A 21443-nucleotide genomic window follows, 5' to 3' on the forward strand; every position below is an offset into this window, starting at 1 on the left:
TCCGCCCTTAAAGAACTGCCTTGGGGTAGGAACCCAGCACCTTGAGTGCCACTGCTTCCTGACTGATTTTCTCCAGCACACCTTTTACCAGCGGATCGCGGTGGTGGCCGACAAAATCGATGAAGAACACGTAGGTCCATTTACCGCTGCGCGACGGACGGGTCTCGATCCGCGTCAGGTCGATACCGTTGTCGTGGAACGGCACCAGCAGCTCATGGAGCGCACCAGGCTTGTTGCTCATGGAGACGATGATCGAAGTCTTGTCGTCGCCAGTCGGCGGCACTTCCTGGCTGCCGATCATCAGGAACCGCGTGGAGTTGTCCGGGCGATCCTCGATTTTCTCGGCCAGGCGAGTCAGCCCATAGAGGCCGGCCGCCATATCGCCAGCAATCGCCGCCGAGTTCCACTCACCCTTGACCCGCTTGGCCGCTTCGGCGTTGCTCGATACCGCTACGCGCTCGACGTTCGGGTAATGGGCGTCCAGCCACTTGCGGCACTGGGCCAACGACTGGGCATGGGAATAGATCCGGCTGATGCTGTCGGTCTTGGTGTTCTCGCCGACCAGCAGGTGATGGTGGATACGCAGCTCGACTTCGCCGCAGATCACCATGTCATGTTCGAGGAAGCTGTCCAGCGTGTGGTTGACCGCGCCTTCGGTGGAGTTCTCCACCGGCACCACCCCGAAATTCACCGCGCCGGCCGCCACTTCACGGAAGACTTCGTCGATGGCCGCCATTGGCTTGCTGATCACGGCGTGACCAAAGTGCTTCATGGCGGCGGCCTGGGTGAAGGTCCCTTCCGGACCCAGGTAGGCGACTTTCAGCGGCTGCTCGAGCGCCAGGCACGACGACATGATTTCGCGGAACAACCGCGCCATCTCTTCGTTGCCCAGTGGCCCCTTGTTGCGCTCCATGACACGCTTGAGCACCTGAGCTTCACGCTCAGGACGATAGAACACCGGCACTTCGCCTTCGGCCAGGGAGGCCATCTTCACCCGGGCGACTTCCTGGGCGCAGCGCGCACGCTCGCTGATCAGCTCCAGGACCTTTTCGTCCAGGGCATCGATGCGCAGGCGCAGCGCCTTGAGTTCTTGCTCAGACATCAGCCATGTTCCTTCTCGAACTCTGCCATGTAGGCGATCAACGCATTGACGGCGTTGATGTCGACGGCGTTGTAGATGGAGGCACGCATGCCACCGACCGAACGGTGGCCCTTGAGGTTCAGCAGGCCACGCTCGTCGGCGCCGGCCAGGAACGGCTTGTCCAGACGGTCGTCGGCCAGGCGGAACGGCACGTTCATCCACGAACGATCGGTCTTGTTGATCGGGTTGCTGTAGAGACCGCTGGCGTCGATGAAGTCATACAGCGTGCGCTGCTTGACTTCGTTGAGCTTGCCGATGGCTTCGACACCGCCCTGCTCCTTCAGCCATTCGAACACCAGGCCGGAGAGGTACCAGGCCAGGGTCGGCGGAGTGTTGTACATCGAGCCGTTGTCGGCCGCGACCTTGTAGTTGAGCATGGTCGGGCACAGGGAACGGGCACGCCCCAGCAGGTCTTCACGAATGATGCTGACCAGGATGCCGCTAGGGCCGATGTTTTTCTGGGCGCCAGCGTAGATCATGCCGAAACGGGAGATATCCACAGGGCGCGAGAGAATGTCCGAGGACATGTCGGCCACCAATGGCACGTCGCCGGTTTCCGGGATCCAGTTGAATTCCAGGCCACCGATGGTTTCGTTCGGCGCGTAGTGAACGTAGGCCGCGTCCTTGGACAGGTTCCATTCGTTCTGGCCGGGAATCGCGAAATAATCGTAGGGCTTGGCGGTGGCAGCCACGTTGACGTGACCGTAGCGCGAAGCTTCTTCGATGGCTTTCTGCGACCAGATGCCGGTATCGATGTAGTCGGCCTTGCCACTTTCCGGCAGCAGGTTCAACGGGATCTGGGCGAACTGCTGGCTCGCGCCGCCCTGCAGGAACAGCACCTTGTAATTGGACGGGATGTTCAGCAGATCACGCAGGTCCTGCTCGGCCTTGGTGGCAATGGATACGAACTCATCGCTGCGATGACTCATTTCCATGACCGACAGGCCCTTGCCGTGCCAGTCGAGAAGTTCACCCTGGGCACGCTTCAGGACCGCCTCAGGAAGCGCCGCCGGGCCGGCACAGAAGTTATAGGCTCTCTTGCTCACATCCAATCTCGCTCTGATCTGGTGGTCACATAAATCTTGTTCAACACTGATCGTTCCCACGCTCTGCGTGGGAATGCATCCAATGACGCTCTGCGTCATGGGACGCGGAGCGTCCCGAGCGGCATTCCCACGCGGAGCGTGGGAACGATCCTAATGTGCAGTGTCGCAAATTTTCAAACGAGACAAACAACAAGGGGGCGAATCTTCATCCGCCCCCTGCGTGTCCGCTTAGTCCTGCGGTTCTTCTTCGTCTGCGGCAGCGTCGAGCGGTTGGTCGCCGGTCACGTCGTCGACATCGGCACCCAGGGTGCCCTCGAACGCCACGCCTTCCTCGCCTTCCAGCTCCTCGCCTTCGACTTCCGACGGCTCCTGCACCCGCTCAAGCCCTACCAGCGTTTCGTCGCTGGCCAGCTTGATCAGCGTCACGCCCTGGGTGTTACGACCCAGGCTCGAGACTTCGGCAACTCGTGTACGCACCAGGGTACCCTGGTCGGAGATCAGCATGATCTCCTCGCCATCGAGCACCTGGACAGCGCCAACCAGACGACCGTTACGATCGTTGCTGACCATGGCGATCACGCCCTGGCCACCACGCTTGTACTCAGGGAACTCGCTGATGGCCGTGCGTTTGCCATAACCACGCGCCGAAGCGGTGAGGATCTGGCTGCCTTCTTCGGGAATCAGCATGGAAATCAGCTTCTGGCCTTCCGGCAGGCGCATGCCGCGCACACCGCGGGCGGTACGGCCCATGGCACGCACGTCGGATTCCTTGAAGCGAGTGACCTTGCCACCGTCGGAGAACAGCATGACCTCACGCTCGCCGTCGGTGATGGCGGCGGAAATCAGTACGTCGCCTTCGTCCAGCTCCAGGGCGATCAGGCCGACGCTGCGCTGGCGGCTGAAGGATTCCAGCGGGGTCTTCTTCACGGTGCCATTGGCGGTAGCCATGAAGATGTAGTGACCTTCGGTGTATTCCTCCACCGGCAGCATGGTGGTGATGTATTCACCATCGTCCAGCGGCAACAGGTTGACCAGCGGACGGCCACGTGCGGCACGGGACGCTTCCGGGATTTCGTAGGTCTTGAGCCAGTACACCTTGCCTTTGCTGGAGAACAGCAGCAGCGTGGTGTGGCTGTTGGCGACCAGCAGGTGAGCGATGTAGTCCTCGTCCTTGACGCCGGTCGCCGACTTGCCTTTGCCGCCGCGACGCTGGGCCTGGTAGGCAGCCAGCGGCTGGGTCTTGGCGTAGCCGCCGTGGGAAATGGTCACCACGCGCTCTTCTTCCGGGATCATGTCACCCAGGGTCAGGTCCAGGCGCGCATCGAGGATCTCGGTGCGGCGCACGTCGCCGTACTCGGCACGAATCACTTCCAGCTCTTCGCGGATCACTTCCATCAGGCGCGTGGCGCTGTTGAGGATGCGGATCAGCTCGCCGATCTGGTTGAGGATTTCCTGGTACTCGGCCAGCAGCTTCTCGTGCTCCAGGCCGGTCAGGCGGTGCAGGCGCAGTTCCAGGATGGCTTGCGCCTGTTCCGGGGACAGGAAGTACTTGCCTTCGCGCAGGCCGTACTGCGGGTCGAGGTTCTCCGGACGGCACGAGTCGGCGCCAGCGCGCTCGACCATTGCCACCACCGCGGAGGACTCCCAAGGGGTGCTGATCAGCGCTTCCTTGGCTTCCGACGGCGTTGGCGAGGCCTTGATCAAGGCGATCACCGGGTCGATGTTCGACAGGGCAACGGCCTGGCCTTCGAGAATGTGACCACGCTCGCGAGCCTTGCGCAGCTCGAATACGGTACGACGGGTGACCACTTCGCGACGGTGACGCACGAAGGCTTCCAGCAGGTCCTTGAGGTTCAGGATCCGCGGACGGCCGTCGATCAACGCAACGATGTTGATGCCGAACACGCTTTGCAACTGGGTCTGGGCGTAGAGGTTGTTGAGGATCACCTCAGGCACTTCGCCACGACGCAACTCGATCACGACGCGCATGCCGTCCTTGTCGGACTCGTCACGCAGCTCGGTGATGCCCTCGAGCTTCTTCTCTTTCACCAGCTCGGCGATCTTCTCGATCAGGCGAGCCTTGTTCAGCTGGTACGGCAGTTCGGTGATGACGATCTGCTGGCGACCACCGACCTTGTCGATGTCTTCGACGGTGGAGCGGGCGCGCATGTAAATGCGGCCACGGCCGGTGCGGTAGGCTTCGATGATGCCGGCCCGACCGTTGATGATCGCGGCGGTCGGGAAGTCCGGACCCGGGATGTATTGCATCAGCTCATCGACGGTCAGCTCGGGATTGTCGATGAGGGCCAGGCAACCGTCGATGACTTCACCGAGGTTGTGCGGCGGGATGTTGGTCGCCATGCCCACGGCAATACCGCTGGAGCCGTTGACGAGCAGGTTCGGGATACGGGTCGGCATGACCGCCGGGATCATTTCGGTGCCGTCGTAGTTCGGCACCCAGTCCACGGTTTCCTTGTGCAGGTCGGCCAGCAGTTCGTGAGCCAGCTTGGTCATGCGCACTTCGGTGTATCGCATGGCCGCGGCGTTGTCGCCGTCCACGGAACCGAAGTTGCCCTGGCCGTCTACCAGCAGGTAGCGCAAGGAGAATGGCTGCGCCATACGAACGATGGTGTCGTACACGGCAGTGTCGCCGTGGGGGTGATACTTACCGATCACGTCGCCGACGACACGGGCAGATTTCTTGTACGGCTTGTTGAAGTCGTTGCCCAGCTCGCTCATCGCGAACAGCACGCGCCGGTGCACGGGCTTCAAGCCATCGCGCGCATCCGGCAGCGCCCGCCCGACGATTACGCTCATTGCGTAGTCGAGGTAGGACTGTTTCAGCTCGTCTTCGATATTGACCGGGAGGATTTCTTTGGCCAGTTCGCCCATGAGAAGCCTGATTCCTTTTTCTGGTGAAACCTCGTCACATCCAGATGGGACGAACGAAGCTCGCCGCTGCAGAACAAGTGCCGTGCAGCGACTTACGACAAATCAACGAGTTATGCCATGGATCTGCGCAGTAAAGGCCACCTCGCGAGGCAGCCTTGGAAACCGCCGGATGTTATCACAAGAGCCGCCACGCACCTATCCCCCAGATGCGCATGGTGCGTAGTTAGTTGACCGGTGACAGGCTGATATGGGACCAGAGGGGCTTAGAAGCGCTACGGATGGAGAATCAGGGCGAAAATGCAAGGCATTTGTTGCCTTTGAGGACCTCATCGCGAGCAAGCTCGCTCCTACAAGGATCTTTTGTGTCTGAAATTTCAGACACACCTCCTATCCACTGTGGGAGCGAGCCTGCTCGCGATGGCGGTGGATCAGACACCAAAAGGCCTTCAATGCAACCGCTTGCGACACATCAACTGCGCCAGCTTGGCGGTGTCCGGGCGCTCGATGATGCCCTTCTCCGTGACGATGACGTCGATCAAATCCGCCGGAGTGACATCGAACGCCGGGTTGAAGGCGTCCACCTCCGCGCCAAGCCTCTTACCACCAATTTCCAGCAGTTCACGCCCATCGCGCTCCTCGAGCGGAATGTCATCACCGCTGGCCAGGCTCATGTCGATGGTCGAACTCGGCGCCACCACCATGAAACGCACGCCATGGTGCATGGCACAGACCGCCAGTTGATAGGTGCCGATCTTGTTCGCCACGTCGCCATTGGCGGTGATGCAGTCGGCACCGACGATCACCCAGGTCACACCTTTCGTCTTCATGATGTGGGCAGCGGCGGAATCGGCGTTGAGGGTCACTGGGATGCCCTCATGGGCCAGCTCCCACGCCGTCAGGCGCGAGCCTTGCTGCGATGGACGGGTTTCGTCGGCATAGACGCGCTCCACCATGCCTTCGATATACGCGCCACGGATGACCCCCAAGGCCGTGCCGAAGCCGCCAGTCGCCAGGGCACCGGTGTTGCCGTGGGTGAGGATGGCCTGGGCGTTGCCCTGGTGCTTGCGGATCAGGTCGACACCGAGCTGGGCCATGGTCAGGTTGGCTTCGCGGTCACTTTCGTGGATCGCGATGGCTTCAGCCTCAAGCACCGCCAGCGGCTCGGTGTGCTCTTTCAAGCGTCCCAACCGGTCGCGCATCCGATCCAGCGCCCAGAAGAGGTTCGCCGCTGTCGGCCGGGCCTGGGCCAGCAAGGCAAAATCAGCCTCCAGCGCCGCTTGCCAGTCACCGCCCTCGGCCATCCTGGCCCGCGCCGCCAGCACCACACCATAAGCCGCACTGATGCCGATGGCCGGCGCGCCGCGCACCACCAGCGAGCCAATGGCCTCGGCCACATCGGCGGCACAGGTGCAGGCGATCCAGTTTTCCTCGAACGGCAAGACACGCAGGTCCAACAGGTACAGGACGCCATCACGCCAATCGATGGCCTTCACCTTCTCCGCAGCCAATAGTCGATCGCGCATCCTTCACCCCGTACTCATGAACAAAAGCCGCCGATTATAGCGATCCCTCCGCGAAGACGCTCGGGTATACTTCGCCATCCTTTATACCCCATGGAACCGTTCCACGATGCCCAAGCCTGCCGTTGCGCTCGACTTATTATTGCTGCCGACCTGGTTGGTGCCTGTCGAACCCGCCGGTGTAGTGCTCAAGGATCATGGCCTGGGCATTCGCGACGGCTGCATCGTGTTCATCGGTCCACGGGCAGAAGCCCTCAAATGTGACGCCGCCCAGGTCCGCGAGCTGCCCGGCATGCTGCTCAGCCCCGGCCTGATCAATGCCCATGGCCACGCAGCCATGACGCTGTTCCGCGGCCTGGCCGACGACCTGCCCTTGATGAGCTGGCTCGAACAGCATATCTGGCCGGCGGAAGCCAAATGGGTCGATGAAGATTTCGTGCGCGATGGCACCGACCTGGCAATCGCCGAGCAGATCAAGGGCGGCATCACCTGCTTCTCCGACATGTATTTCTACCCCAAGATCGCCAGCGAGTGTGTCCACGACAGTGGTATTCGTGCGCAAATCGCGATTCCAATCCTCGATTTCCCGATCCCCGGCGCCGCCAGCGCCGACGAAGCCATTCGTCAGGGCATCGAGCTGTTTGGCGACCTCAAGCACCACCCACGGATCAAAGTCGCATTCGGTCCGCACGCGCCCTACACCGTAGGCGACGAGAACCTGGAGAAAATCCGCGTGATCGCCGAGGAGCTGGACGCGGCCATTCATATGCACGTTCACGAAACCGCCTTCGAAGTGCAGCAGGCTGTGGATAACACAGCGGAGCGACCGCTGGCGCGCCTGGGACGACTTGGCCTGCTGGGGCCACGCTTTCAGGCCGTGCACATGACTCAAATCAGCGACGAAGACCAGGCCTTGCTGGTAGAAAGCAATTGCAGCGTGATCCACTGCCCGGAATCGAACCTGAAGCTGGCCAGCGGTTTCTGCCCGGTGGAGCGCCTGTGGCAGGCCGGCGTCAATGTCGCCCTCGGCACCGACGGCGCGGCGAGCAACAACGACCTGGATCTGCTCGGCGAAACCCGCACCGCCGCCCTGCTGGCCAAGGCCGTCGCCGGTTCCGCCACGGCCCTGGATGCTCATCGGGCACTGCGCATGGCTACGCTCAATGGCGCCCGGGCGCTGGGCATCGAAGCGACAGTCGGCTCGCTGGAAGTGGGCAAGGCCGCCGACCTGGTGGCCTTCGATCTGTCGGGCCTGGCCCAGCAGCCGATCTACGACCCGGTGTCGCAACTGATTTATGCCACCGGGCGCGATTGCGTAAAACACCTGTGGGTGGGCGGCAAGCCGCTATTGGAAGATGGCCGACTGACCCGCATGGACGAATCAAGACTGATCGCCACGGCCCAGGCCTGGGGTCGCCGCATCAGCGGCCACAACGAATAACCACGCCCCTTGAGCCACGGCTCGGGGCACCTGATTTTTCAAGCTTTTCGAGGATCTGCACATGAGCAACGTCGACCACGCCGAAATCGCCAAATTCGAAGCCCTGGCCCATCGCTGGTGGGACCGCGAAAGTGAATTCAAGCCGCTGCACGACATCAACCCGCTGCGGGTCAACTGGATTGACGAACGGGTCAACCTGGCTGGCAAGAAGGTGCTCGACGTCGGTTGTGGCGGCGGTATCCTCAGCGAAGCCATGGCCCAGCGCGGGGCGACGGTGATGGGCATCGACATGGGCGAAGCGCCACTGGCGGTTGCACAACTGCATCAGCTGGAGTCGGGCGTCAGCGTGGAATACCGGCAGATCACCGCCGAAGCCCTGGCCGAAGAAATGCCCGGCCAATTCGACGTGGTCACCTGCCTGGAAATGCTCGAGCACGTGCCGGATCCGTCGTCGGTCATCCGCGCCTGCTTCCGCATGGTCAAGCCGGGCGGCCAGGTGTTTTTCTCCACCATCAACCGCAACCCGAAGGCCTACCTGTTCGCCATCGTCGGCGCCGAATACATCATGAAGCTGCTGCCTCGCGGCACTCACGACTTCAAGAAATTCATCCGCCCTTCCGAACTGGGCGCCTGGAGCCGTGCGGCCGGGCTGACCGTCAAGGACATCATTGGCCTGACCTACAATCCGCTGACCAAGCACTACAAGCTGGCCGCCGACGTCGACGTCAACTACATGATCCAGACCCTGCGCGAGGAGTAAGTCGATGCGTCTCAAAGCGGTTCTCTTCGACATGGACGGCACGCTGCTCGACACCGCGCCGGATTTCATCGCCATCTGCCAGGCCATGCGCGCCGACCGTGGCTTGCCACCGATGAACACGCAGCACATTCGCGACGAGATTTCCGGCGGTGCCCGGGCGATGGTCGCTGTGACCTTTTCCATGGACCCGGAATCACCGGGGTTCGAGGAACTGCGTCAGGAGTTCCTCGACCGCTACCTCAAGGGTTGCGCGGTCCACAGCCATTTGTTCGACGGCATGGCCGAGGTGCTGGCCGATATCGAAGCGGCCAACCTGATCTGGGGCGTGGTCACCAACAAGCCGGTGCGCTTCGCCGAACCGATCATGCAGCAACTGGGCCTGGCCGAACGCTCGAAAGTGCTGATCTGCCCTGACCATGTGAAAAACAGCAAGCCGGACCCGGAACCACTGACCCTGGCGTGCAAGCTGCTCGACCTGGACCCGGCCAGCGTGCTGTTCGTGGGTGATGACCTGCGGGACATCGAGTCCGGTCGCAGCGCCGGCACCAAGACGTGTGCGGTGACCTATGGCTACATCCACCCGGACGACAACCCCAGGCACTGGGGCGCGGATGTGGTGATCGATCACCCATCGGCACTGCGCGAGGTGCTGGATAACGCGCTGTGCGGTTGCTGATATGACTGTCTTGTGATGAAGGAATTTATGTGGGAGCAAGGCTTGCCCGCGATGAAGGCGATGCGGTCGTCCAGAAATCGAGGCGCCTGTTTCGCGAGCAAGCTTTGCTCCCACAGCCTGCTTCCAATGGCGGGGCTCAATCCCCTGACACTACAGCTTCTGCCAACAGATTGATTTGTTGAGGTTTTTTTATGTTTGATTATTCCGCCCGCCCCGACCTGCTCAATGGCCGGGTGATTCTGGTCACCGGCGCCGGCCGCGGGATCGGTGCCGCTGCCGCGAAAGCCTACGCCGCCCATGGTGCCACCGTGCTGCTGCTGGGCAAGACCGAAGCCAACCTGACCCAGGTCTACGATGAAATCGAAGCGGCCGGTCATCCGCAGCCAGCGGTGATCCCGTTCAACCTCGAAACCGCGCTGCCTCATCAGTACGATGAACTGGCGGCCATGATCGAAACCGAGTTCGGTCATCTGGACGGCCTGCTGCACAACGCCTCGATCATCGGCCCGCGTACCCCCCTGGAACAGTTGTCCGGTGAGAATTTCATGCGGGTGATGCACGTCAACGTCAACGCGATGTTCATGCTCACCAGCACCTTGCTGCCCCTGCTCAAGCTGTCCAAGGATGCGTCCGTGGTATTCACCTCCAGCAGCGTCGGGCGCAAGGGCCGGGCGTATTGGGGCGCCTATGGCGTGTCCAAGTTCGCCACCGAGGGACTGATGCAGACCCTGGCCGACGAAGTCGACACCGTCGCCGCCGTGCGCGCCAACAGCATCAACCCCGGCGCCACCCGCACCAGCATGCGCGCCCAGGCCTACCCGGGGGAAAACCCGCTCAACAATCCGACGCCCGAGGAGATCATGCCGGTCTACCTGTACCTCATGGGCCCGGACAGCTCCGGCGTCAACGGCCAGGCGTTCAACGCGCAATAGTGAGCCCGGCCCGTGTCGCGACGATTTACCGTCGCGGTACGGGCCTTGGGTCGATGCCCAGCGAGGCGAACCGCCAAGTCCACGTCGCCAGGACTGCCGTATCTTTCTACCAATTCATTGATTTTCAATCGGTTTTTATTGAAGTGAACCGAATGGCACGACTTTCGCTCTAAACTTCCTCAAACATGCCATGTTCGGCAAGTAATGGACGTTGAGACGAGACTTATGCCTGCCAGGGAAAGCAGACTAAACTCAAATCAGTGTCCTACGGGACTGAAGGACCAGTACGACGCGCAGCCCAAAGCCGCCACACCCAACCTGCCAGGACAGATTTAGCTTAGGGGCTAACGCCAATATGAAAACGCCCACCCAGATCAACGCGATTGACTTCGACAGCGCCAAATTGCAGCGTCTGGGTCTTGGCCAGCCATCGCCGCTCGCGGCACGCTCCGTCAGTCTTTCGCAATTGCGCCAGCAACTGAGCCAGCAGCTGCAGACCAGCCTGGAGCCACAGCGAATCCTCGGCCTGTTTTTCCGGGAAGTCCAGCGGCTGGTGCCCCTGGATGCGTTGGCCTACCAGCACAAAGCCAGTGATCTGCGCCTGGAGTTCGGGCAACGCGGGCATCACACCCTCAGCTATAACCTCAGCCATGAAGGCGAACACCTGGGTGAACTGGTATTCCGTCGCAACCAGCGCTTCACTGAAGCGGAACAGAGCGACCTTGAATCCATCATGTCGACGCTGCTGTATCCACTGCGCAACGCACTGCTCTATCGCGCCGCGACCCAGAGCGCCCTGCGCGATCCGCTGACCGGTACCGGCAACCGCATTGCCATGGACCAGACGCTGATGCGTGAGATCGACATGGCCAAGCGTCATTCGCAGCCCTTGTCGGTGCTGATGCTCGACATCGACCATTTCAAGCGCATCAACGATAGCCATGGTCACGGCGTTGGCGACGAAGTGCTCAAGGCCGTGGCCGAGTCGATCAAGAGCCAGCTGCGCAACGTGGACATGGTGTTCAGGTTCGGCGGTGAAGAATTTCTGATCCTGCTGGCCAATACCAGCCGGGATGCTGCGGCCATGGTCGGTGAACGGCTGCGTTATGCCGCCCAGACCCAGGATTATTTCGCCGCAGGCACAAGGATCGAGCTGACGGTCAGCCTGGGTTGCGCCACCCTGCTACCAGGGGAATCATCGGAAAGCCTGCTGCGCAGGGCTGACAGCGCACTGTACGTGGCCAAGCGCGAAGGACGTAATCGACTGGCAATGGCAGGCTGAAAACAATGGTGGGAGCGAGCTTGCTCCGGGCGGCGATCCGACGATGACGATCTGGCTGTCAACCTCCCCGTTGACTGTCCAGACCTCTTCGCAAGCAGACTCGCTCCCACACTGGGTTACTTATTCGCAGCGATGCAAATCAGCTTTCCGTCAGTGCCAGGCGCTCGCGGGTGGATGAAGACTTGCTCACCGTCTCCGACTGCTCCAGTTGCATGCAACGCTCCAGGAACAGGTACATGTAGTCATAGCTCTTGCACACGGCCTGGCGCAGCTCCGTTTGCAGGGCTTTGCTTGGGTTCATCCCCGCCAGCGTACAGATGATTTCCAGGGCTTCCCAAGGATGGGCATCGTCGTACTGGGCATGCATCTTCAGCCACTTCATGGCCCGCTTGCGGTCTTCCTCGGCGAAAGCGGCCGCGTAGACACCGCTGGAACACACCAGCGCCGACCACTCTCCCGTGGCCCCCTCAATCGCATAGTTGGTCGCGGCGATGGCCACGATCAACGAATCCGAGGAACTGGTGTGCCAGCACCAGTGGCTCAAGGCATGCAGCTCAGGCGGCACATGCTGGGCTTGCAGGTCTTCCAGGGTCACGCCATGGGCGGCGCTCCAGTTGACCCAGTAGTCGGCATGGTTGAGTTCGACACGAATGTTGCGCATCAGCCAGCGACGCGCCATGTCCTCGCCGGGGTGGCGGGCAAAGCGGGTCTTGGTGAGGTTCTGTGCCATGTATAAAGCGAACTGTTCGACGACCGGCCAACCACCAATGAGGTAGTGGCGCATGGTCCTGGCGCTGAGCTTGTTGTCGCGCATGCGCTGATACAGTTCGTGTTCGACAACCCGGCGCTTGCTCTCGCTGCAATCGGTAATGAGCTGCTGTGCCCATTTCGGATAGCTCGTGGCGTCCATGAGCGGGCCTGTTCGGTTGAATGTGTCGATCACTGTCGGGCTCCTTTTGATTGTGATTTTCCGGATCAACAAGAGGTTCAGCGGAACGTGCCGGGGGCCTTGAATAACAACGGCTGGGGCCGGGCCGGCCGACATTGCAACGTGTCGCAGGTAAACAATTGCGGGCGTTCGATCACATACCCCTGAGCGTAATCCACCCCTATTTCCAGCAATGCCTGCTCGATCTGGGCGGTTTCAACAAACTCGGCAATCGTGCGCTTACCCATGACGTGGCCGATGTGATTGATCACTTCGACCATTGCACGGTTAATCGGGTCGTCCAGCATATCCTTTACGAAACTCCCGTCGATCTTCAGGAAGTCTACAGGTAAATGTTTCAGGTAAGCGAATGAAGACATTCCGGCGCAAAAGTCATCCAGCGAGAAGTAACATCCCAAGCTCTTGAGTTCATTGATAAAGCGGATCGCACTGCCCAAATTCGAAATAGCGCTGGTTTCTGTAATTTCAAAACAAATCATTTCCGGCGGAATCGAGTAGGCCGCGAACTGTTTACGCAGGAAATCGAGGAACGCCTGATCTCCGATCGTTGTGCCTGACAGATTGATCGCACACATCGCCATGGGCCCCTGTCGCGAATCATTCAGGCACTGGCGGATGATCTTGAAGACATTCTCCACCACCCAACGGTCCAGGGAGGTCATCAGGCCGTAGCGTTCCGCCGCGGGAATGAAGCTGTCCGGCAGGATCATCCGCCCGGCTTCGTCATGCAGGCGTAGCAGGATCTCAATGTGCCCGCCACCATGCTCGCCCGGGCCCAACGCGGCGATTTCCTGGGCGTAGAGGCAGAAGCGATTTTCCTCCAGGGCCATGTGCAAGCGCTGGACCCAGGCCATTTCGCCAAAACGCAGGGACAGCTCCGAGTCGTCGGCATGATAGACCTGGACCCGGTTGCGGCCCTTTTCCTTGGCCATGTAGCAGGCCATGTCGGCAGCCCGCAGGGACGCCTCGAGGGTCGTCGGCGTCTGGGCGATATGCACCAGGCCGATGCTCACGGTGGTCACGAACGGCCGGCCCTTCCAGACAAAGTGCAGGTTCTGCACGGTCTGGCGCAGCCCTTCGGCAATCTTTTCCGCCGCTTCCGGCGAACAGTTCTCCAGCAAGATCCCGAACTCATCCCCGCCCAGCCGGGCCAGGGTGTCGTTTTCCCGCAGCCCTGATTGCAGCAAGGCGCAGATATGGCGCAACAATTCGTCACCCGCTGCATGGCCGCAGGTGTCGTTGACCAGCTTGAACTGGTCCAGGTCGAGAAACATCAAGGCATGGCGCCCGACCTGGCGAGTGAGGTTGTGCAAGGCCTGCTCGAGGCGATATTCGAATTCCCGGCGGTTGGCCAGGCCAGTCAGGGCGTCATGGGTGGCCTGCCACGACAGGTTGGCGATGTATTGGCGTTCCTGGGTCATGTCATGCAACACCAGCACAGCGCCGCTGACCTTGCCCGCATGACGGATTGGCGCGCCCACCAGGGTGACCGACACGGTACTGCCATCCAGGCGCTGGATCAGTTTGGAATGTTCGCTGGCACCGCTGAGCCGACCGCTGAGGATGTGCTCGATCAGGGTCAACCCCTCGGTCTGGGCATTGTCATCGAGCAAATTGAACAGCGCCGCCAGGGGCAAGCCCGTGGCGTGTTCGGCTTTCCAATGGGTCATCGCTTCGGCAGCGGGGTTCATGTAGGCGATGGCGCCCTCGACGTCGGTGGTGATGACCCCGTCGCCAATGGATTGCAGGGTGATCTGCGCCCGCTCTTTCTCCATCTGCAGCGCGTTGGCGAACACCTGCCGCTGGGCGAGCAGTTTATGGGTGCGCAACAACGCCAGGACGATCAATCCCAGGGCAGTGGCGAAATTGGTCACCAGCAGGAGCCGCAGGATAAAACGCGAGCCCTCGCCCAGTGCGTCGCTGAATGCCTTGGCAGCCGGGGTAACGGAATCGTTGATCGCAAATATCTGGGCCTTCCAGCCGCGGATATCCACTTCCGACGCCTGGCCTGCGGCAATGCTGCTGTGCATCTGCCGGGCGACGTTATCCAGCTCGATCAGGTAGCCGTCGCCCACCGTCCAGAGATCGATGGCTTCTTCCAGGTAACTGAAGTGGCGAAAATTGAGGTACAACCAGATCACGCTGGACACGTCATCAGGATGGTTGCCACCTTGGAGAATCCCGGCCCGTGCGGCTTCGAGATCCGGCGGCTTGCGGTCCAGCGCCACCCGCAGTTCATGGCCGCCCTCGGGGACGGCGATGGCTTGCTGGTATTTGCGGAAAATCGCCTCGTCGCGGCTGTCGGCGTAGAGATTGAGGTAATAGATGGCGTCTTTCTGGCCCTTGGACCAGAGACTCTCCCCCGCCACATAGCCGCGAACGGCGGACAGCACGTAAAGGCTGACGCCGCCAAGCAATGCCTGAAATAGCACGACGGCGATAAAGGGCCAGACGATGCCCAGCAGCCGTGGTGTTCCGAGAGTCTGCTTTTGCTTCATGAGGTCCCTTGCACAGGTATTGCCGGATGAACACCCGCCAGAATTCCGCTCCTGACTCAATAGCCTAGGCTAGTTTTCGACCCTTCGAATGAATGGATGAACAGATCGACAGACTTTGCGTGGAATTCAGAAAAATCGGCGTGTTTGCCTGCTTTTTTTCCGATACTAAGCGCAGAAAAGCGCTAGAAACTCAAGGCTGCTGAATCTGTTGCAAATGACCATAGAGTCGGGCGTACAGGCCACCTTCGGCAATCAGCTGCAAATGGTCGCCGTCTTCGGCGATTTGCCCACCGTCGAACACCAATACCCGATCGGCCTGCTTCACCGCCGAGAGCCGGTGGGCGATGATCAGCGTGGTGCGTGCGCTCAAAAAACGCGCCAATGCCTGGTGAAGGTTGTACTCGGTGGCAGCGTCCAGTGCCGAGGTGGCTTCGTCGAGAATCACCACCCGCGGATCGGCCAATACCATGCGGGCGATAGCCAGCCGTTGACGCTGTCCGCCCGAAAGCCGCACCCCGGAACGTCCAACGACGCTCTCCAGGCCCTGGGGCAGCGCCCGTACGGTGGCATCGAGCTGGGCGATTTCCAGAGCCCGCCAGCAGTCGTCGTCACTGCACTCACGGCCCATGGCGAGGTTGGCCCGCACCGTGTCGTTGAACAGCGCCGGATGTTGCAACACCACCGCAACATTCTCCCGGATGGTCTCCAGGCCGATCTCCTGCTGCGTGGCGCCACCGAAACGAATGCTGCCCGATTGCGGCGTGTACAGCCCCAGTAACAACTGCACCAGGGTGCTCTTGCCGCCGCCGCTGGCCCCGACGATGGCGACTTTCTCGCCCGGCGAGATGGACAGGTTCAACTGGTTGAGCACCAGCTCCTCGCCGTAGCCGAAACTCAACCCCTGGATCTCGATGCCCACCGTGTCACGGCCCTTGAACGGATCGACAACGCCCGTGTACTGGGGCTCGTCGGCCCGGGCCAGCAGTTCATTGATCCGGTTCAAGGCACCGCCAGCGGCGTAATAGGCGTACTGCAGGTTCAACAGTTGCTCGACCGGCCCGATCATGAACCAGAGGTAGCTGAAGACCGCCAGCATCTGGCCGATGGACAGGTCGGAAAACACCACGGTGAGCATGGCCGCCGCGCGAAAAATATCGATGCCGAACTGGAACAGCAAACCACTGGCGCGGTTCGAGGCGTCGGTCTTCCACTGCGAACTCACGGCGTAATCACGGACCTCCTTGGCGCGCATTCCCAAGCGGCCAAGGAAGTAACCCTGGCGGTTACCAGCGCGCACTTCCTGGATGGCATCCAGGGTTTCGGTCAAGGCCTGGGTGAAGCGCGAGGTACTGTCGTTCTCCAGTTTCTTGAGGTGCTTGACCCGCTTGCCCAACTGCACCGTGGCGTAGATCACCAGCGGATTGAACAGCAGGATCAGCAGCGCCAGCTCCCAGTGCATCCACACCAGGATCCCGGCGGTACCCACCAGGGTCAGCATCGCCACAAGGAAACGACTGAGGGTTTCGCCGATGAATTTGTCCAGGGTGTCCAGGTCGGTGACCAGGTGGGCCGCCACGGTGCCGCTGCCCAGGCTTTCGTATTCGCCCAGGGAAATTCGTTTGAGACGTTCGATCAACCGGATGCGAATGCGATAGACGATGTCCTTGGCCAACCGGGCGAACAAGCGCGCCTGCACCACGTTGAACAGCAATGCGCCACAGCGCAGGGCCAGGGTTACCAGCAACATCAGCCCGATGTAGCCGGCCGCGCGCTGCCAGCCCATGGGCAACGCCTGGTTCATGACTTTCAGGGCCGCATCGCCATGCCCCAGCAGGACTTCATCCACCAGCAACGGCAATAGCAACGGGATCGGCACGCTGCACAGCGTCGCCAGCACGGCCACGCCGTTGGCGATCCACAGGGCTTTTTTATGCTTGAGGGCCAGGCGACGGATTTCCGCCCAACTCAACCGGTCGATGCGCTGCGAGGCCGATGTATCTGGCGGCCGGTCAGGCACAGGTCGCGCGCTCCAGCCAGCGGCCCAGCAAAGGCGACAGTTGGCTCAGGGGCTGGTAACCGTTGGTCAACAAGGCCAACTGCCCATCACGCTCGGCCAACAGTGTGGGGAATCCGGCAATGCCCAGGTCCTGTACCCAGGTGAAATCCGCAGCGGTGGCCGCATGTTGGTCGGCGCGGTCGAAGGCCGCGGCGAATTCGATGCGGGGCAGCCCGGCCTGTTCGGCCAACTCCACCAGCACGCTGGCGTGGGTCACGTCGCGGCCTTGCACATAAAAAGCCTGCTGGATCAACTTCACCAACTTCCAGGCCAGGTCCGGGGCCAGGCTGCGGGCCGTCACCAGTGCCCGGCAGGCAGGCTCGGTGTCGTAGACAAAACCGTCCGGCAATGCGCCTTCAAGCTTGAAAGGCTGGCCGGTGGCCTGGGTGACCGCCTGCCAGTGTTCAAGAATGTAGCGACGGGTGGTCGGCTCCAGCGCCGAACCGCTGCCAGTGCGCAAACCACCCACCACCAGGTGCAACTCCACCCCCGCGGCATGCGCCTGCTCTACCAACGCCTCGGCCACCGGCGCAAAGCCCCAGCACCAGGAGCACATCGGGTCCATCACATAGAGCAGGCGTGACGCCATGGTTCAAGCCTCTGAAGATGTTTGCTTGTAGTTGTAGCCGATCGGGTGCGGCATGTTGCGAGCCTTGGCCAACTCGATCTGCTTCTGCCGGTCGATGGCGCTGCGACGGGTCTTCTCGCTCAGTTTATCCCAGCAATGCGGGCAACTGATGCCAGGCACATAGTGCTCCGAGGCGCGGTCTTCTACGCTTACCGGGGTACGACAAGCGTGACATTGATCGTAGTCCCCTTCGCTGAGGTCGTGGCGAACAGTCACGCGGTTGTCGAACACGAAGCAGTCGCCGCGCCACTTGGTTTCTTCCTGGGGGACCTCTTCGAGGTATTTCAGGATGCCGCCCTTGAGGTGATAGACCTCGTCGAAACCCTGGCCGAGCATGTAGCTGGAGGCTTTTTCACAACGAATGCCGCCGGTGCAGAACATCGCGACTTTCTTGTGCCTGGCCGGGTCGAAGTTGGCCTTGATGTACTCAGGGAATTCACGAAAGCTGGTGGTCTTGGGGTCGATGGCGCCCTCGAAGGTGCCGATGGACACTTCGTAATCGTTACGGGTGTCGATCAACAACACTTCCGGATCGCTGATCAGCGCGTTCCAGTCCTGCGGTTCGACATAAGTGCCGACCTGCTTGTTAGGGTCCACGCCTTCGACGCCGAGGGTGACGATTTCTTTCTTGAGCTTGACCTTGGTGCGGTAGAACGGCTGCTCATCGCAGTACGACTCTTTATGGTCGATGTCGATCATGCGCGGATCGTTCTTGAGCCAGGCCAGCAGGCCGTCGATGCCTTCGCGAGTGCCGGAGACCGTGCCGTTGATGCCTTCTTCGGCGATCAGCAACGTGCCTTTGATGCCGTTGTCGAGCATGGCCTTGAGCAAGGGCTCACGCAGCTCGACATAATCTTCCAGGGTGACGAACTTATACAGTGCCGCCACGACAATGGGTTGTGCCATGGGTGTTTCTCCAGGTGGCTACCCTCGTAAAGGGTGAACCGGATGCGAAAAAAAACGCGCCGAGTGAGCGGCGCGTTGCGGATTCTAACAAAAAACAGGAGGGGTGCAGACAGCGATTGCTGTGCGCAACAGTGCCGTGAGGATCACTCTGTGGGAGCAAGGCCCTGTGGGAGAAAAGCTTTGCTCCCACAGGTGCTCACTCCCATAGGGCTTTGCTCCCACAGACTCAAGGCTTTGCCATCCACCGCAGCCCAATCAGTGCTTGCTGCCACCGGCACACGTCGGCGAAGCCGGGGCCGCGTCGATCTGCGCCCATTCTTCGGGGGTGTAGGTGTGCAGCGCCAACGCATGGAACTCACCCATCAGCTCGCCCAGCGTGCCGTAGACCTTCTGGTGGCGCTTGACGCGATTGAGCCCTTCGAACTGCTGGCTGACCACCACGGCCTTGAAGTGGGTCTGCAGGCCACGGCTGTGCATGTGGCTTTCATCCAGCACTTGCAAATACTCGGGCTGCAAGAGCCCGAGTGTCGATTCGATGCGTTGTTGCATGCTCATACCAGGCTCCGCTTACGGCTTTTTCTTGGCAGGGGCAGGGGCGGCGCCTTTTGGCTCGAGCTCGGCCGTCATGTCCGCCAGCAGCTTGTTGACCACCGGTACCGCGCTTTCAAGCTTGGCCTGGGTCAGTTGGGCCGATTGCTGGGTCAGCTGCGGCATTTTTTCCAGGACTTTCTTGCCCAGTGGCGATTGATAGAAAGCGACCAGGTCCTTGAGCTCAGATTCGCTGAAGTTGCTGGTGTAGAGCTTGACCATGTCCGGCTTGAGCTTGTTCCAGCCGATGGCTTGGTCCAACGCGGCATTGGCCTTGGCCTGGTAGGTTTCCAGGGTGGCTTTTTTCGACTCAGGGGCCTTGGTCTGTTCAAAGCGCTGGGCAAACATCTGCTGCACTTGCATGTATACCGGAGTGCCCAGTTTGTCAGCGTGCGCCAGGGTCAGGAACGCTTCGGCGCTGGCGTTGTGGCTGGCGGTATCGGCGAAAACAGGGCCGCTGGCACACACCAGAGCAACTGCGGTACAGATGGCACGAAGACGGGTCATCGAGTTTCCTTTCATTACAGGCGAGGTAAAACCCCAAGGGCGACCATTCTGCGCCTAAAAAACGCTGGGCCTCAACCCCGATGCTTGCCGGGTCCGATTGACGGGCCGAACCCATCGCTCCTAGATTGAGGGAACCGGCGCCGCCCATCTGGGCCTAAACTGCGCATTCAGCCCTTAAGGAGTTTGACCCGATGAGCCGTATCGAAACCGACAGCCTTGGCCAGGTTGAAGTCCCGGACGACGCCTACTGGGGCGCCCAGACGCAGCGTTCCATGATCAACTTCGCCATTGGCAACGAACGCATGCCGCTGTCGGTGTTGCACGCATTGGCACTGATCAAGAAAGCCGCCGCGCGGGTCAATGATCGCAATGGCGACCTCCCCGCCGACATCGCCCGCCTGATCGAACAGGCCGCCGACGAAGTGCTGGCCGGCCAGCATGACGACCAGTTTCCACTGGTGGTCTGGCAGACCGGCAGCGGAACCCAGAGCAACATGAACGTCAACGAGGTGATCGCCGGGCGCGCCAACGAACTGGCCGGCAACCCTCGCGGCGGCAAGAGCCCGGTGCACCCCAACGACCACGTCAACCGCTCGCAGAGTTCCAACGACTGCTTCCCCACTGCGATGCACATTGCTGCCGCCCAGGCCGTCCACCAGCAATTGCTTCCGGCCATCAGCGAGCTTTCCGGTGGCCTGGCGGAACTGGCGGCGCGCCACATGAAACTGGTCAAGACCGGCCGAACCCACATGATGGATGCCACGCCAATCACCTTCGGCCAGGAACTGTCGGCGTTCATTGCTCAACTCGATTACGCCGAACGGGCGATCCGCGCCACGCTACCGGCGGTCTGCGAACTGGCCCAGGGCGGCACGGCAGTCGGCACCGGGCTCAATTCACCCCATGGTTTCGGCGAAGCGATTGCCGCTGAACTGGCGGCGCTGTCGGGCCTGCCGTTCGTCACCGCGCCGAACAAGTTTGCCGCGCTGGCCGGCCATGAACCCCTGACGTCCCTGTCTGGCGCGCTGAAAACCCTCGCCGTGACCTTGATGAAGATTGCCAACGACCTGCGCCTGCTGGGCTCCGGACCACGGGCCGGGTTCGCCGAGGTGAAACTGCCGGCCAACGAACCGGGCAGTTCCATCATGCCCGGCAAGGTCAACCCGACCCAGTGCGAAGCCTTGTCGATGCTGGCCTGCCAGGTCATGGGCAACGACGTGACCATCGGTTTTGCCGCCAGCCAGGGGCATTTGCAGTTGAACGTGTTCAAACCGGTGATCATCCACAACCTGCTGCAATCGATTCGCCTGCTGGCCGATGGCTGCAGCAACTTCCAGCAGCACTGCATCGCCGGGCTCGAGCCGGATGCCGAGCAGATGGCCGCGCATCTGGAGCGTGGGTTGATGCTGGTGACTGCGCTGAACCCGCACATCGGCTACGACAAGTCTGCGGAAATCGCCAAGAAAGCCTACGGCGAAGGCTTGACCCTGCGTGAGGCGGCGCTGCAACTGGGGTACCTGACCGATGAAGAGTTCGATGCCTGGGTGCGGCCGGAGAATATGCTGGAGGCCGGTAGCCAGGGTTAACGCCAGTCCCCCTGCTCGCGATGGGGCCGGCAGGC

At 61.2% G+C, this 21443-nt stretch carries 17 protein-coding genes; 6 read left to right on the forward strand and 11 right to left on the reverse strand.

What is annotated here, in order from left to right; translation table 11 throughout:
- Positions 1 to 7 precede the first annotated feature (7 nt).
- From pheA to mtnA, 4 genes are all read right to left on the reverse strand, one after another.
- Complete coding sequence (gene pheA, locus F7R20_RS21750) at positions 8 to 1102, reverse strand: prephenate dehydratase (protein ID WP_003199233.1); 1095 nt, start codon at positions 1100 to 1102, stop codon at positions 8 to 10.
- A complete protein-coding gene (serC, locus tag F7R20_RS21755; RefSeq protein ID WP_003199231.1) occupies positions 1102 to 2187 on the reverse strand; it encodes a 3-phosphoserine/phosphohydroxythreonine transaminase in 1086 nt (361 codons plus the stop codon). The genes pheA and serC overlap by 1 nt, the downstream gene beginning before the upstream one ends.
- A 228-nt stretch (positions 2188 to 2415) precedes the next feature.
- Positions 2416 to 5079: a DNA gyrase subunit A gene (gene gyrA, locus F7R20_RS21760; protein WP_003199229.1), complete on the reverse strand. Its 2664-nt coding sequence runs from the start codon at positions 5077 to 5079 to the stop codon at positions 2416 to 2418.
- A 446-nt stretch (positions 5080 to 5525) separates the two neighbouring features.
- Entirely contained in the window at positions 5526 to 6602 is a 1077-nt protein-coding gene (mtnA, locus tag F7R20_RS21765; protein WP_003199227.1) for an S-methyl-5-thioribose-1-phosphate isomerase, read from the reverse strand.
- A 106-nt stretch (positions 6603 to 6708) separates the two neighbouring features.
- Between mtnA and F7R20_RS21770 the strand changes: the two genes are divergently transcribed.
- The 5 genes from F7R20_RS21770 to F7R20_RS21795 all read left to right on the forward strand — a co-directional run bounded on the left by F7R20_RS21770 (position 6709) and on the right by F7R20_RS21795 (position 11690).
- Entirely contained in the window at positions 6709 to 8040 is a 1332-nt protein-coding gene (locus F7R20_RS21770; protein ID WP_003199225.1) for a TRZ/ATZ family hydrolase, read from the forward strand.
- A 61-nt stretch (positions 8041 to 8101) separates the two neighbouring features.
- Positions 8102 to 8800, forward strand: coding sequence for a bifunctional 2-polyprenyl-6-hydroxyphenol methylase/3-demethylubiquinol 3-O-methyltransferase UbiG (gene ubiG, locus F7R20_RS21775; protein WP_003199224.1), 699 nt, complete (start codon positions 8102 to 8104; stop codon positions 8798 to 8800).
- Positions 8801 to 8804: 4 nt separating this feature from the next.
- Entirely contained in the window at positions 8805 to 9476 is a 672-nt protein-coding gene (mupP, locus tag F7R20_RS21780) for an N-acetylmuramic acid 6-phosphate phosphatase MupP (RefSeq protein WP_003199221.1), read from the forward strand.
- 191 nt (positions 9477 to 9667) lie between these two features.
- Positions 9668 to 10408, forward strand: coding sequence for a YciK family oxidoreductase (locus F7R20_RS21790; protein ID WP_003199218.1), 741 nt, complete (start codon positions 9668 to 9670; stop codon positions 10406 to 10408).
- Between the two features lie 355 nt (positions 10409 to 10763).
- A complete protein-coding gene (locus F7R20_RS21795) occupies positions 10764 to 11690 on the forward strand; it encodes a GGDEF domain-containing protein (protein WP_003199217.1) in 927 nt (308 codons plus the stop codon).
- Positions 11691 to 11829: 139 nt separating this feature from the next.
- On the opposite strand, the gene F7R20_RS21800 is transcribed toward F7R20_RS21795, so the two are convergent.
- The 7 genes from F7R20_RS21800 to F7R20_RS21830 form a co-directional block, all read right to left on the reverse strand.
- On the reverse strand, positions 11830 to 12600 hold the full coding sequence (locus F7R20_RS21800) for a TenA family transcriptional regulator (protein WP_209311709.1): 771 nt from the start codon (positions 12598 to 12600) through the stop codon (positions 11830 to 11832).
- Between the two features lie 77 nt (positions 12601 to 12677).
- Positions 12678 to 15137 carry an EAL domain-containing protein gene (locus F7R20_RS21805; RefSeq protein WP_003199213.1) on the reverse strand — a complete coding sequence of 820 codons (2460 nt, stop codon included), beginning with the start codon at positions 15135 to 15137 and terminating at the stop codon, positions 12678 to 12680.
- Positions 15138 to 15327: 190 nt separating this feature from the next.
- Entirely contained in the window at positions 15328 to 17154 is a 1827-nt protein-coding gene (locus F7R20_RS21810) for an ABC transporter ATP-binding protein (RefSeq protein WP_003199211.1), read from the reverse strand.
- Complete coding sequence (locus F7R20_RS21815; RefSeq protein WP_172436066.1) at positions 17147 to 17749, reverse strand: DsbA family protein; 603 nt, start codon at positions 17747 to 17749, stop codon at positions 17147 to 17149. The genes F7R20_RS21810 and F7R20_RS21815 overlap by 8 nt, the downstream gene beginning before the upstream one ends.
- 36 nt (positions 17750 to 17785) lie before the next feature.
- Positions 17786 to 18727, reverse strand: a complete 942-nt coding sequence (gene trhO / locus F7R20_RS21820; RefSeq protein WP_003199207.1) for an oxygen-dependent tRNA uridine(34) hydroxylase TrhO — start codon at positions 18725 to 18727, stop codon at positions 17786 to 17788.
- A 255-nt stretch (positions 18728 to 18982) separates the two neighbouring features.
- The gene (locus F7R20_RS21825) at positions 18983 to 19282 is read right to left on the reverse strand and encodes a BolA family protein (protein WP_003199206.1); all 300 of its coding nucleotides are present in this window, start codon (positions 19280 to 19282) and stop codon (positions 18983 to 18985) included.
- Positions 19283 to 19294: 12 nt separating this feature from the next.
- Positions 19295 to 19822 carry a DUF2059 domain-containing protein gene (locus F7R20_RS21830; RefSeq protein ID WP_003199204.1) on the reverse strand — a complete coding sequence of 176 codons (528 nt, stop codon included), beginning with the start codon at positions 19820 to 19822 and terminating at the stop codon, positions 19295 to 19297.
- A 191-nt stretch (positions 19823 to 20013) separates the two neighbouring features.
- Between F7R20_RS21830 and F7R20_RS21835 the strand changes: the two genes are divergently transcribed.
- Positions 20014 to 21408, forward strand: a complete 1395-nt coding sequence (locus F7R20_RS21835; RefSeq protein ID WP_003199203.1) for a class II fumarate hydratase — start codon at positions 20014 to 20016, stop codon at positions 21406 to 21408.
- Positions 21409 to 21443 lie beyond the last annotated feature (35 nt).

It is taken from the genome of Pseudomonas brassicacearum subsp. brassicacearum, assembly GCF_008801605.1.
Classification (GTDB): Bacteria; Pseudomonadota; Gammaproteobacteria; order Pseudomonadales; family Pseudomonadaceae; genus Aquipseudomonas; species Aquipseudomonas brassicacearum.